Genomic DNA, 12,972 nt, shown 5'->3' with positions numbered 1-12,972 from the left:
AAGGTCACCTCCCGGCGGGCGCCCGGCCCTCGACGGACGCACAATCGGACACCATGGACCTTCCGGTGATGCCCCCCGTCGCGCCGATGCTGGCCAAGTCCGCGGCCACCATCCCCGCGGGGATGCGCTACGAGGCCAAGTGGGACGGTTTCCGGGCCATCGTCTTCCGCGACGGCGACGAGCTGGAGATCGGCAGCCGCACCGGCAAACCGCTCACCCGCTACTTCCCCGAACTGGCCGAGGCCCTGCTCGCCCAGCTCCCGCCGCGCTGTGTGCTGGACGGCGAGATCGTCATCGTGCGCGGCGGACGGCTGGACTTCGACGCCCTGCTGGAGCGCATCCACCCCGCCGACTCCCGGGTCCGGATGCTGGCCGGGACCACCCCCGCGAGCTTCGTCGCCTTCGACCTCCTCGCCCTTGGCGACGCCTCGCTGATGGACACCCCGCTGCGGGAGCGCCGGGACGCCCTCACCGAGGCGCTGCGCGCGACCACCGACCCGGTCTTCACCGCCCCCTGGACCGACGACCAGCAGGTGGCCCGGCAGTGGTTCGAGCAATACGAGGGCGCGGGGCTGGACGGAGTCGTCGCCAAACCCTTCGACCTCGGCTACCGGCCGGGCGAACGCGTCATGGTCAAGGTCAAGCACGAGCGCACCGCCGACTGCGTCGTCGCCGGACTGCGCCACCACAAGTCCGGCCCGGTCGTCGGCTCACTGCTGCTCGGCCTGTACGACACCACCGGCCGCCTCCAGCACGTCGGGGTGTCCGCCGCCTTCCCCATGCGCCGGCGCCAGGAGCTGATGACCGAGCTGGAACCGCTGCGCATGCCCACCGTCGAGGGCCACCCCTGGGCGGAGTGGGCCCGCGAGGAGGCACACGCACAGTCCCGGATGCCGGGCGCGCCCAGCCGCTGGACCGGCGTCAAGGATCTGTCCTGGGTGCCGCTGCGCCCCGAGCGGGTCTGTGAGGTGGCGTACGACCACATGCAGGGCGACCGCTTCCGGCACACCGCCCGGTTCCGCCGCTGGCGCCCCGACCGCGATCCGCGCGACTGCACCTACGCCCAGCTCGAGGAGCCGGTCTCCTACGACCTGCGGCAGGTGCTGGGCAGCACCTAGGCCCTGTCCTGCCGATCTTCGCGGGTCCGCGACGCCTGGTACCGCGCCTCGCCGCGTTGTCGGGATCTTCCGAGTACGCCCAGTACGAGGACGACCCTCCGCCTTGCGATCCACGGCACCAGACGCCGCGGGCTGATCCACGAAGATCGACAGGACAGGACCTAAGCGCTCCGCGGGAAGTGCCGAGAGGTGCGGTCGTTCGTCCGCGGCCGCGTCGTGGCCGGTCGCCCACGCGGCGGAGCCGCACATCGACACAGCCGCGGCGGAGCCGCACATCGACACAGCCCCGCGCTCCTTCGGGCCGCAACCCGAACCGCACCGGACTTCAGCGAGGCCGCTTAGCTGTGGTCAGTGCCGGGCGCCGCGGGCCGGACGGCGGGACATCCGCGCGAACCAGTCGCGTGCCGCCTCGGCCGCCTGCTCCAGGGTTCCGGGCTCCTCGAACAGATGGGTCGCGCCGGGCACCACATGGACCTCGTGCGGCGCGGCGAGCATGGCGGCGGCCTGCTCGTTCAGCCGCAGCACCTCATGGTCGTCCCCGCCCACCACCAGCAGTACCGGAGCGCGCACCCGGTTCAGCGCCCCGCCCGCGAGATCCGGGCGCCCGCCGCGCGAGACCACGGCCCGCACCCGGTCCGGCCGCTCCGCCGCGGCGGTCAGCGCCGCCGCGGCGCCAGTGCTGGCGCCGAACAGACCGACCGGCAGGTCGCTGGTGGCCGGATGCCCGGCGAGCCAGTCCACCGCCCCCACCAGCCGCCGCCCCAGCAGCGGAATATCGAAGCGGTGCTCGGCGGTGACCGCGTCCACCCGCTCCTCGGCCTCGGTGAGCAGATCGAACAGCAAGGTGGCGAGGTCCGCCCGCTGGAGCACCTGGGCCACCGCGCGATTGCGCGGGCTGTGCCGGGAGCTGCCGCTGCCGTGTGCGAAGGCCACCACGCCGATGGGGTGTTCGGGCAGGGCGAGATCTCCCACCAGCAGGGCGTCGTCCGCGGCGATACGGGCGGTCTCGGAGCGCATCGGCACCTCCTGCCGGGGGTCGGAACTCTTCACTGTTCTTGGTCTTGCGGGCGGTCAGGCGTAGGCCATCAGCCCTTGGCGCAGCTCGCTGTAGAGCCGGGAGAGCCTGCGGGATATGTGCATCTGCGAGAAGCCGAGGATCTCGCCGATCTGGCTCTGCGAGAGCCCGGCGAAGAACCGCAGGTACAGCACATAGCGGTCCTGTTCCGAGAGATGCGAGATCAGGACCCGCAGCGCCTCCCGGTTGACGACGCGTTCGATCGCGGCGTCGTCGGCGCCCACCGTCTCGGCGAGCAGCCGCTCCTCGGCGCCCTGCACGGCGGCGTTGAGGGACAGCGGGGTGCAGGAGGCGCTGGCCTCGAGGCCGGCTTTCACATCCTCCTGCGGCATCCCGGTGCGCAGACAGATCTCGGTGACGGTGGGGGTACGCCCGCCCAGCTCCTGTTCCAGCGCGTCGCGGGCGGAGCGGGTGCGGGAGCGCACCTCCTGGATGTTGCGGGGGATGTGCAGCGTCCACAGATAGTCGCGGAAGTGCCGCTTGAGCTCACCGGTGATGACCGGGATCGCATAGGAGGGGAAGGCGTGCCCGAGGTTCGGGTCATAGCGGTCGACGGCCTTCACCAGGGCCAGCGAGGCCACCTGGGTGAGGTCCTCCATGTTCTCGCCCTTGTTGCGGAAGCGCAGCGCCAGCCGCTTCGCGACCGGCAGCCAGGCGCAGATGATGGCCTCGCGCAGGGCGTCGCGCTCGGGTCCGGAGGGCAGTCGGGACAGACGCTGGAAGGCACCGCCGGTGTCGGGCGTGTCGTCATGGCGTCGTCGGCGAGTCGCGGTTGCTGACATGGTCACTCGCCTCCGTGGTCCGATGTCACGGCGGTCCCCACCACAGTCGCATGATCCTTAACCCCTCGCAATTCGGCCATATTGGTTTATGTTTATGCGCTTTTGGGGGGAATGTTGAGGATCCGGAGTTCAGGGCGGAGGCCCCGGGTACAGTGCGGGGATGGACGTCACCGTGCGACTCGCCCAGCAGCCCGAGGCCGACGCCCTGCTCGGGCGCAGCCCGCTGGCCCTCATGATCGGGATGCTGCTCGATCAGCAGGTCCCCATGGAGTGGGCGTTCTCCGGCCCGTACACCATCGCGCAGCGCATGGGGTCGGACGATCTGGACGCACAGGAGATCGCCGCGTACGACCCCGAGCGGTTCGCGGAGCTGCTGTCGCAGAAGCCCGCCGTGCACCGCTACCCCGGGGCGATGGCCAAGCGGGTCCATCAGCTGTGCCAGTACCTCGTCGAAACCTACGACGGTGACGCGGAGGCCGTGTGGCGCGATGTGGGCAGCGGCGCCGAGCTGCTCCGGCGGCTGACCGACCTGCCCGGTTTCGGCAAGCAGAAGTCCCAGATCTTTCTGGCGCTCCTCGGCAAGCGGGTAGGGGCCGGGCCCGAGGGGTGGCGTGAGGCCGCCGGGGCCTACGGCGAGGAGGGCTCGTACCGCTCGGTGGCCGACATCACCGGCCCCGAGTCGCTGGACAAGGTCCGCGCCCACAAGCAGGAGGTCAAGCGGCAGGCGAAGCGCGCCGCGGGGAAGTGAGCCCCGTGAGCCCCGGGGGCCGGTTCAGCCGGTGCGCAGTGCGCCGCGCAGGGTGTCCACGGCCAGGGTGAGCGCGGCGCGCGCGGCCTGGGTGTCGCGGAGCGCGTCGAGCATGAGGAAGTCGTGGATGATGCCCTGCATCCGCACGGCGGTGACCGGTACCCCGGCCGCCCGCAGCTTGTCCGCGTAGGCCTCTCCCTCGTCCCGCAGCACATCGGCCTCGCCGGTGATCACCAGGGCCGGAGGCAGCCCGGCGAGCTGGGCGACATCGGCGCGCAGCGGGGAGGCGGTGATCTCGGCGCGCTGGGCCGGGTCGGTCGTGTACTGGTCCCAGAACCACCGCATCCCCTCGCGGGTGAGGTAGTAGCCGTCGGCGAACTGCTGGTAGGAGCCGGTGTCGAAGGCGGCGTCGGTGACGGGGTAGAACAACACCTGCTGGACCAGGGAGAGATCACCGCGCTCCTTGGCCAGCAGGGTGAGGGCGGCGGACATGTTGCCGCCCACCGAGTCGCCGGTCACCGCGATCCGCGCGGGGTCGAGACCCGCCCCCTCGCCATGCGCCACGATCCACTGCCCGACCGCGTAGCTCTGTTCCAGGGCCACCGGGTAGTGGACCTCGGGGGAGAGGTCGTACTCGGGGAAGACCACGGCGGCGCCGACCCGGACGGCCAGCTCCCGGACCAGCCGGTCATGGGTGTGGGCGTTGCCGAAAACCCAGCCCGCGCCGTGGATGTAGAGGATCACCGGCAGGGTGCCGCCCATCCCCGGCGGACGGAGGATCCGCGCCTTGACGCCACCCTCGGGGATCCCGGTGACGCTGATCCACTCCTCGTCCACCTCCGGTTTGGGCACCGGACCCGACTGCACCTCGTCCACCGTTCTGCGGCCCTCGGCGGGCGACATCTGGTACAGGAACGGCGGCTTGGCACTGGCTTCGGCGAACTCCGCGGCGGCGGGCTCCAGTACGGGGCGAGCCGGGGCGGTGCCGGGGGACATCTGCTTCTCCATCGCCTCTCCTCGACATGCGGTGGCAGCGCCGCCGCCCGCCCCGCCTGGAGTCACACCGCGATGCGGCGCTCCTCGGCGGTGATGGGCAGGTCGTTGATGCTGGCGTAGCGCTTGCGCATCAAGCCGTTCTCGTCGAACTCCCAGTTCTCGTTGCCGTAGGCGCGGAACCACCGGCCCTCGGTGTTGTGGTACTCGTACTCGAAGCGGACGGCTATCCGGTTGCCGGTGAAGGCCCACAGCTCCTTGCGCAGCCGGTAGTCGAGTTCGCGCTCCCACTTGGCGGTCAGGAATTCGACGATCTCACTCCGGCCGCGCAGGAACACATCGCGGTTACGCCACTCGGAGTCCTCGGTGTACGCGAGGGCGACCCGGGCGGGGTCCTTGGTGTTCCACGCGTCCTCGGCGAGCTGGACCTTCAGACGTGCGGTCTCCTCGGTGAAGGGCGGCAGCGGGGGCTTCTGGTCGGCCATGGCGGAATCTCCTTGAGCGTTGGCACGGTGGAAACGGTGGAGAACGATCGTTCTCTCCGCTGGTTCACCACCGTAGGAGAACGTTGGTTCTCGCGCAAGTGTGCACCGGTGCCGGTGCCGGCGCCGCGCCCCGCCGTGCGATCGGGGCACGACGGGGCGCGAGGGCGGTACGGCTCAGGTGAGCGGCCCCGGGGCCGGTGATGGATCCGGGACCGGGTCGGGGCCCGGCGGTCTGGGCACCGGATCCGGGGACGGGCCCGGCGGCGGCCCCGGTGTGGGGCTCGGCGGCGGGCTGGGCGGCGGGCTGGGCGGGGGAGTGGGCACCGGGTCGGGCGGCGGTCCCGGCGGCGGGCCGGGCACCGGTCCCGGTGTGGGACCCGGCTCCGGGCCGCCCGGACCGGGTGACGGTGCGGGCGACGGCGGCCCGGGGTCACACAGTGCCGGGTGCGGGGGAATCGGGTCGGTCTGCCGTGCCACGGTGTCCTCCCGGAGTTCGTACGACGGTGGCCACGTCATCTGGGGGCGAGTGCCCCGCCCCCTGTCGTCCACGCATGGCCCCAGGGCGTGCGCGGGAAAAACACCCGCGCGATGGACCCGGTGTCACTGGCATCGTCGTCGCCATGCGACGCTTCCCCGATCCGGATACCGGATCTCCGGACCTGCGCTCTCCTACATCCTATCTGTTATGGCTTGCCGCTGATCAGAGGAATTCGCTCTGCTTAGGCGTTCTTTACGGCATTGTCCATGTGCTGTCCCAGGCGCTGGTACCCGCCGTGATCGGCCGGGCCATCGACACCGGAATCATCGCGGAGAACCAGCGGGCGCTGCTGCTGTGGGGCGGGGCGGTGGTGGCCCTCGGGGTGATCCAGGCCGCCGCGGGCATCCTGCGCGACCGCGCCGCCCTCACCACCCGGCTCGGCGCCTCCTACCGCACGGCTCAGCACATCACTCGTCAGGCGGCCGGGCTCGGTGCCTCGTTACGGGGGCGGGCGACCAAGGGCGAGGTGGTGAACGCGGGGGTGGCCGACCTCTCCCAGCTCGGCGACGCGCTCGCCGAGACCGTCCGGGGCGGCGGCGCCGTCGTCGCCGTGGGTGTGGTGGCCGCGATCCTGCTGACCACCTCCTGGCAGCTGGGCCTGGTGGTGCTGATCGGCGTGCCGCTCATGGCGGGGGCGATCGCGCTGCTGATCCGTCCGCTCCACCGCCGACGGCAGCGGCTGCGCGAGCAGCAGGCCGAACTGACCGGCCGCGCGGTCGACATCGTCGGCGGACTGCGCGTCCTGCGCGGGATCGGTGGTGAGGAGGCCGTCGCCGCCCGCTACCGCGCGGACTCCCAGCGGGTGCGCGCCGCCGGAGTGGCGGTGGCCCGGGTGGAGGCCCTGTTCGACGCCGCGAAGGTGCTGCTCCCGGGGCTGCTCACCACGGTTGTCGTCTGGCTCGGCGCGCACTACGTGGCCACCGGCCGGATCGGCGCCGGCCAGCTCGTGGCGTTCTACGGCTACGCCGTCTACCTCACCGACCCGCTGCGCCGGATCACGGGTGCCGTCAGCAAGCTCACCGGCGGCCATGTCGCCGCCCGCCGGGTCGTCCGCTTCCTCGCGCTCCGGCCCACGCTGGAGTCCGGCTCCGCCGCCCCGGGCCCGGACGGCGGACCCGCCGCCCTGGCCGACCCCGCGTCCGGGCTCACGGTGGCACCGGGCCGTCTCACGGCCGTGGTCTGCGCCTCCTCCGCCGATGCCACCACCCTCGCCGAGCGGCTCGGCCGCTACACCGACTCCGCGGTCACCCTCGGCGATCTCCCGCTGAGCGATCTGCCCCTCGCCGAGGTGCGCCGCCGCATCCTCGTCGCCGACAACGCCGACCGGCTCTTCGCCGGGCCGCTGCGTGCCGAACTGCGCGGTGAGCACGGCTCGGACGACCTGCTGGAGCGGGCCGTCGACGCCGCGTCCGCACAGGACATCGTGACCGCGCTGCCCCACGGGCTCGATGACACCGTCACCGTGTCCGGGGGCACCTTCTCCGGCGGACAGCAGCAGCGGCTCCGGCTGGTCCGCGCCCTCGTGGCCGACCCCGAGCTGTTGATCCTGGTCGAGCCCACCAGCGCGGTCGACGCCCACACCGAGGCCCGGATCGCCCATGGGCTGTCCGCCCTGCGCGCCGGGCGGACCACGCTCGTCTTCACCAGCAGTCCCGTCGTCCTCGACCGGGCCGACCACGTCGTCCACATCGAGAGCGGCAAGGCCGTCGCCCAGGGGTCGCACGCCCAACTCCTCGCCGACAGCCGCTACCGGGCCGTCGTGGCCAGGGAGGACGCCCTATGAGCGCCAGTGCGACACTGCCGGTGGCTTCGGCCCGGCGGACCCGTGCCCATGCCCGCCGGATCGCGCTGCGCCATCGGCGTGAGCTGTGCGGTGTGCTCGCCCTCCACATACTCGCCGCCGGCTGCGGTCTGGTGGGGCCCTGGCTGCTGGGCGGACTGGTCGAGGACACCCGTGGCTGGGGCGGTGCCATCGCCCGTACCGCCCTGCTGATCTGCGTCTTCATCGTCGCCCAGGCGCTGTTGACCCACGCCGCCCAGTACGCCTCGGCGCGCCTGGGCGAAAAGGTCCTGGCCGCACTGCGCGAACGGTTCGTCGACGAGGTGCTCGCGCTGTCACCGGCCACCGTCGAACGGGCGGGCACCGGCGAGCTGGTCACCCGCACCACCCGCGATGTGGAGCGGCTCTCCAGCGCGGTGCGCACCGCGCTCCCGTCCGCCATGACCGCCCTCGTCACCATCGGCGTCACCCTGGGCGCGCTGTTCGTGGTCGGCCCGCTGCTGGCCCTTCCCTGTCTGATCGCGGTGCCCTTCCTCTGGGGCGCGGGGCGGTGGTTCTTCCGCCGGTGGCGGGTGGCGTTCCTGGAACAGAGCGCCTCCTACGCCGCGATCACCGAGGGGCTGACCGAGACCGTCGAAGGCGCCCGCACCGTCGAGGCGCTGGGCCTGGCGCGGCGCCGGGCCGAGCGCGCCGACCGCGATATCGCCGGGTCCTACGCGGCCGAGCGCCGCACCATCGGACTGCTCACCGTCTTTCTGCCGGTCATCGACACCGCCTATGTGCTGCCGGTGGCCGCGACCCTGGTCATCGGTGGTGCGTTCGCCCTCCACGGCATGGTTTCGCTGGCCGCGGTCACCGCCGCCACCCTGTACGTCCAACAACTGCTGGGCCCGGTCGACCTGCTGCTGTACTCCCTGGGCGACCTCCAAGCCGGTGCCGCCTCGCTGGCCCGGCTGCTCGGCGTCCACCGCGGCCCCGAGCCCGCCGCGGGGCATGCCACCGCGTCCGTTCCCCGGCACCGGGCGCTCGCCCTGCGCCAGGTGACCTACGCCTATCCCGGCGGGGAGGATGTGCTGCGCGGCATCGACCTGGACATCGAGCCCGGTGAACGGCTGGCCGTCGTCGGGCCGTCCGGTGCGGGGAAGTCCACCCTGGGCAGACTGCTCGCCGGGATCGAGGCGCCGCGCACCGGTGCGGTCACCGTCGGCGGTGTCCCCCTCACCGGGCTTCCGCCGGACGAACTGCGCGGTCAGGTCGCCCTGGTGACCCAGGAGAGCTATGTCTTCCGCGGCACCCTGCGGGAGAATCTGCTCCTCGCCCGGCCCGGTGCCGATGACCGTGCGCTGGAACGGGCCCTGGACGTGGTGGGCGCCCTGGGATGGGCCCAGGAGACGGGCCTCGACACCCGAGTGGGGGCGGGCGGCACCGCCCTGCCGCCGGATCGGGTCCAGCAGCTGTCGCTCGCCCGGCTGGTGCTGGCCGATCCGCACACCCTGGTGCTGGACGAGGCCACCTCGCTGCTCGATCCGCGCACGGCCCGCCGTCTGGAGCGTTCGATGGCCGCCGTTCTCCAGGGGCGCACCGTCATCGCGATCGCCCACCGGCTGCACACCGCGCATGACGCCGACCGGGTCGCCGTCATGGAGCGGGGCCGGATCACCGAACTGGGCCCGCACAAGGAGCTGGTGGGCCGGGAGGGGACCTACGCCGCGCTCTGGGAGTCCTGGCACGGCCGATCCTGATCGGTGGCTCGAAAGACCCCGTTGACTTCTCCCATTCGGTCATGGCCCTGACACCGAACCTCCGCAGATTGTTCACCATCGGACGATCATGTGTCTGACACGCTTTCGGGGATCGAACAACGGTCGTAAATCGGGGAAAGGACCACCTGTGCACGTCACCCGTGTCAACCGCTGGAAATCCCTGGCCCTGCTGGCCGGCGTCGCCACCATCGCCGTCACGGCACAGGCCCCGGCAACCGCCGAGGTCACGGCCACCTCCACGCCGTACGACGACACCTACTACAAGGACGCGATCGGCAAGACCGGTGAGCCTCTGAAGGACGCGCTGCACACGATCATCAGCACCGACGTCACCAAGCTGTCGTACGACGAGGTCTGGGACGCCCTCAAGAAGACCGACGAGGACCCGGACAACCCGTCGAATGTGATCCTGCTCTACAGCGGGACGTCACAGAGCAAGGACGCGAACGGTTCCGGACCCGACCAGTGGAACCGTGAGCACGTCTGGGCCAAGTCGCACGGCGACTTCGGCACCGCGACCGGCCCCGGGACCGATGTCCATCATCTGCGTCCGGCCAATGTGACGGTCAACAGCATCCGCGGCAACAAGGACTTCGACGAGGGCGGATCCGAGGTCGAAGGAGCGCCGGGCAACCGCACCGACGACGACTCCTTCGAGCCGCGGGACCAGGTCAAGGGTGATGTGGCCCGGATGGTCCTCTACATGTCCGTGCGCTACGAGGGCGACGACGACTTCCCCGACCTGGAGGTCAACGACAAGGTGGACAACGGCACCCAGCCCAACCTCGGGCGGCTGTCCGTGCTGAAGAAGTGGAACGACGAGGACCCGCCGGACGCCTTCGAGAAGCACCGCAACGACGTCATCTACGACACCATCCAGCACAACCGGAACCCGTTTGTCGACCACCCGGAATGGGTCGGCGAGATCTGGAAGTAGGTCCTGCCCAGGGCCTGGGCCCCGCTCACGCCTCGTCCGCGCCGACGGCCCGGCCGTCGGCGCGCAGCGGTACCGGGTCCGTGCTCCGGGCCGCCGCCAGCAGTTCGGCGGCGGTGCCGGGGCGGGCCTGGAGCGAGGGCAGCAGCAGCGTCCACAGATCGGTCAGATGGTCCTCGACCAGCCGTCGTCCGTCGAGCGCCTCCGAGACGGTGTGCAGACCGAAGAAGGCGCACACCACGGTCCGGGCCGCGGCCTGCGGATCGACGTGGGCGGCGAGCTCGTCCTCGGCCTGGGCCTTCTCCAGCATCTTTGCCACCGCGTCGATCCAGCCCACGAAGGGCGGCGGAAACTGCGCGTCGATCAAGGTGCGCTCGGTCCACAGCCGGGCCCCCGCCCGTACCACGATGTCATCGCGGAAGGCGCGGGCCACCGCATAGCTGAGCCGGACCAGTTGCTCCAGCGCGGGGGTGTCGATGGCGGTGTGCTGCTCGATCAGCGGGGGCCAGGTGGCGAAGTGCTCCTCCACCACGGCGAGCGCGAGCCTTTCCTTGCTCGTGTAGTGGAAATACATGGCGCCGCTGGTGTGCCCGGACCGATGAGTGATGTCGCTGATGCTCGTTCCGGCGTATCCGCGTTCGTCGAAGAGGGATGCGGCCGCTTCCAGAAGGGATCGGCGCGTTTGTTCGGCCCGCTCTTGCACGTGTTCGCCGTCCTTCATCAGCCGCTTTGTGTACGCAGCGAACTTAGCGGAATTCCGCCCCCTCATGGAGATGAGGCGAGACAGGTCAAACATTATTAGTATTTTATAGTGATCGTTCGTGAGGCTTGCGGCCTTTCGGAGTCCTCCGGTCCCACCGGGCGGCCGCTCAGTTGGTCCCGCACGGTGGAGCGCGAGGCGGTGCACCGGGTCTCGGTGGCCGAGGTGCTGCTCACCGATGTCCGTACGCTGGGTGACGACCGCTTCGAGGCCGCCGCCCAGTGGCCCCGCTCCCATCCGACCTTCCCGCACGGCGGGGACGGCAGACACCATCCGCTGATGATCGCGGAAACCCTGCGTGAACTGGGCATCTACATCCCCACCCGGTACTACGCGGTGCCCGCGGGCGCACACTTCCTGATCCGCGACCTGTTCTACCGGCTCGACCCCGAGGCCGAGCCGCGCGCGCCGCACGGCGCCACCGACATCACCTGCCACGCTGCCGTGACGGACCTCCACACCACGCCCTCCGGGCGCTTCGTCTCGGGGATGCGGCTTGACATCGCCCTCTCGGCGGGCGGCAGACGGTTCGCCTGGGCCGGAGGCACCGCGCGATTCCTCGACGGCACCTCCTACGCGGAGACCCGCTCGGCCGCCTCGGGGCAGACCGCACGGCGCAGACTGCGCGCCGCGGTCCGCCCCTCACCCGGGCAACTGGCCGTTCCCGCAGCCCGGGACGTGCTGGTGGTACGGGACGGGGGAGTGGTGTACCTCGATCCGGCCGACCCCCGCCACCCATTCTTCTACGACCACTGGAGCGACCATGTCCCCGGTCTGGTGCTGCTGGAGAGCGCCCGGCAGGCCGCGGCGCTGGCCACCGACGGGTCGCTGACCCGGCCTGTCGCCTGCCGGCTGAAGGCGATCCGCTTCACCGAGTCGTATCCGCCCGCCGTGGTCGAGTGCACCTCCCACGGCAGGACGTGTGTCTTCCGGCTGCGGCAGGCGGAGATCTGTACGGCGGTCGGGGTGCTCCAATACCTCTGACCGCACTTCTGACCGTCAAACACACTGTACGACGGACGCATTGAGCGACGAACGCGCGCAGCGGTGAACAAATCGCCGACATTGCGTGACGACTTGCTTACTCCGGGTCATCCAATTAACGTAGTGATCGTTATGTTTCGGGCAGGCGGATTCTCCGTCTGTACCGCCTCCCATGTCGCGCACGCGAATAGGCGCTCGCGCATCGGACAGCAGCGGTCAACGCATTCGCGTACCGAGCCGCCAGGAAATCCACTGTGCTGCTCCCCGCAGGTACAGGCACCCCCTGCGCCGATTCCCCCACCTCCCATGGAACGGCAGGCAGATGACAGCCGAAAAGCTCCTCGCATGGACCCCAGCCGCCATCGTCTTCGACTGCGACGGCACCCTCATGGATTCCGAACGGCACTGGGAGGAGGCGCGTGAAATGGTGCTGAGAGAGCACGGCACCGCCCCCACCGAAGAGTTCGCCCAGCGCACCAAGGGACTTCACTACAGCGAATGCGGCCGTCTGCTGGCCGAATTCGCCGGGCACCCCGAACTCGCCGAGCAGATGACCGGGCAACTGCTCGACGCCTTCCGCACCCTGGTGGCCGAGAACCCGGTCACCATGCCCGGGGCGCCGGAACTGGTGGAGAAGGCCGCGGTGTTCGCACCGCTGGCCATCGCGAGCAACTGCCCGCGGGACGTGGTCGAGGACGGGCTCGCCAAGGCGGGGCTGCTGCGGCACTTCGGTCATGTGCTGGTCCCCGAAGGGGAGATGCGGCCCAAACCGTATCCCGATGTCTATCTGGAGGCCGCCCGTCTGTGCGGTGCGGCCCCCGGCGACGCCCTCGCGGTCGAGGACTCCCACTGCGGGTTTCTCTCCGCCTCACGTGCCGGGCTGAGAGTGCTCGGTGTCGGCCCGCGGAAACCGGTGGACGAACGCCCCCCGGTGGACCTGTGGGTCGACACCCTCGCCGACCCCGATCTGGTCAGGTGGGCCGAGACCAGGGTGGCATGACCGGCTGACACG

At 71.0% G+C, this 12,972-nt stretch carries 12 protein-coding genes; 7 read left to right on the top strand and 5 right to left on the bottom strand.

Annotated elements, in window-relative coordinates:
• Positions 1–53: 53 nt before the first annotated feature.
• Positions 54–1,118: an ATP-dependent DNA ligase gene (locus AC4BEG_RS02650; protein ID WP_490704287.1), complete on the top strand. Its 1,065-nt coding sequence runs from the start codon at positions 54–56 to the stop codon at positions 1,116–1,118.
• Between the two features lie 348 nt (positions 1,119–1,466).
• Here AC4BEG_RS02650 and AC4BEG_RS02645 read toward each other — a convergent pair whose 3' ends face one another.
• Positions 1,467–2,135 (bottom strand): dienelactone hydrolase family protein, encoded by a 669-nt coding sequence (locus AC4BEG_RS02645; protein ID WP_490704286.1) that lies wholly within the window; start codon positions 2,133–2,135, stop codon positions 1,467–1,469.
• Between the two features lie 54 nt (positions 2,136–2,189).
• Complete coding sequence (locus AC4BEG_RS02640) at positions 2,190–2,975, bottom strand: SigB/SigF/SigG family RNA polymerase sigma factor (protein WP_490704285.1); 786 nt, start codon at positions 2,973–2,975, stop codon at positions 2,190–2,192.
• Positions 2,976–3,135: 160 nt separating this feature from the next.
• Here AC4BEG_RS02640 and AC4BEG_RS02635 point away from each other — a divergent pair, with 160 nt between their 5' ends.
• Positions 3,136–3,723, top strand: coding sequence for an HhH-GPD-type base excision DNA repair protein (locus AC4BEG_RS02635; RefSeq protein ID WP_490704284.1), 588 nt, complete (start codon positions 3,136–3,138; stop codon positions 3,721–3,723).
• Positions 3,724–3,747: 24 nt separating this feature from the next.
• On the opposite strand, the gene AC4BEG_RS02630 is transcribed toward AC4BEG_RS02635, so the two are convergent.
• Both AC4BEG_RS02630 and AC4BEG_RS02625 read right to left on the bottom strand, forming a co-directional pair.
• A complete protein-coding gene (locus tag AC4BEG_RS02630) occupies positions 3,748–4,731 on the bottom strand; it encodes an alpha/beta hydrolase (protein ID WP_490704283.1) in 984 nt (327 codons plus the stop codon).
• 50 nt (positions 4,732–4,781) lie between these two features.
• A complete protein-coding gene (locus AC4BEG_RS02625) occupies positions 4,782–5,201 on the bottom strand; it encodes a nuclear transport factor 2 family protein (protein WP_490704282.1) in 420 nt (139 codons plus the stop codon).
• A 746-nt stretch (positions 5,202–5,947) separates the two neighbouring features.
• Between AC4BEG_RS02625 and AC4BEG_RS02620 the strand changes: the two genes are divergently transcribed.
• The 3 genes from AC4BEG_RS02620 (at position 5,948) to AC4BEG_RS02610 (ending at position 10,219) form a co-directional block, all read left to right on the top strand.
• A complete protein-coding gene (locus AC4BEG_RS02620) occupies positions 5,948–7,522 on the top strand; it encodes an ABC transporter ATP-binding protein (RefSeq protein ID WP_490704281.1) in 1,575 nt (524 codons plus the stop codon).
• On the top strand, positions 7,519–9,261 hold the full coding sequence (locus tag AC4BEG_RS02615) for an ABC transporter ATP-binding protein (RefSeq protein WP_490704280.1): 1,743 nt from the start codon (positions 7,519–7,521) through the stop codon (positions 9,259–9,261). Before AC4BEG_RS02620 ends, AC4BEG_RS02615 begins: the two co-directional genes overlap by 4 nt.
• A 148-nt stretch (positions 9,262–9,409) precedes the next feature.
• The gene (locus tag AC4BEG_RS02610; RefSeq protein ID WP_490704279.1) at positions 9,410–10,219 is read left to right on the top strand and encodes an endonuclease I family protein; all 810 of its coding nucleotides are present in this window, start codon (positions 9,410–9,412) and stop codon (positions 10,217–10,219) included.
• A gap of 25 nt (positions 10,220–10,244) precedes the next feature.
• Here AC4BEG_RS02610 and AC4BEG_RS02605 read toward each other — a convergent pair whose 3' ends face one another.
• Positions 10,245–10,937 (bottom strand): ScbR family autoregulator-binding transcription factor, encoded by a 693-nt coding sequence (locus tag AC4BEG_RS02605; RefSeq protein WP_490704278.1) that lies wholly within the window; start codon positions 10,935–10,937, stop codon positions 10,245–10,247.
• Positions 10,938–11,027: 90 nt separating this feature from the next.
• On the opposite strand from AC4BEG_RS02605, the gene AC4BEG_RS02600 reads away from it, so the two are divergent.
• Together AC4BEG_RS02600 and AC4BEG_RS02595 are read left to right on the top strand one after the other, a co-directional pair.
• Positions 11,028–11,960 carry a ScbA/BarX family gamma-butyrolactone biosynthesis protein gene (locus AC4BEG_RS02600; protein ID WP_490704277.1) on the top strand — a complete coding sequence of 311 codons (933 nt, stop codon included), beginning with the start codon at positions 11,028–11,030 and terminating at the stop codon, positions 11,958–11,960.
• A 322-nt stretch (positions 11,961–12,282) separates the two neighbouring features.
• Positions 12,283–12,960: an HAD family hydrolase gene (locus AC4BEG_RS02595; protein WP_490704276.1), complete on the top strand. Its 678-nt coding sequence runs from the start codon at positions 12,283–12,285 to the stop codon at positions 12,958–12,960.
• Positions 12,961–12,972 lie beyond the last annotated feature (12 nt).

The organism is Streptomyces sp. JLBJ103 (assembly GCF_058215575.1).
Note: the sequence above shows the minus strand (reverse complement) of the source record. Positions and strands in the feature narration are given on the sequence as shown.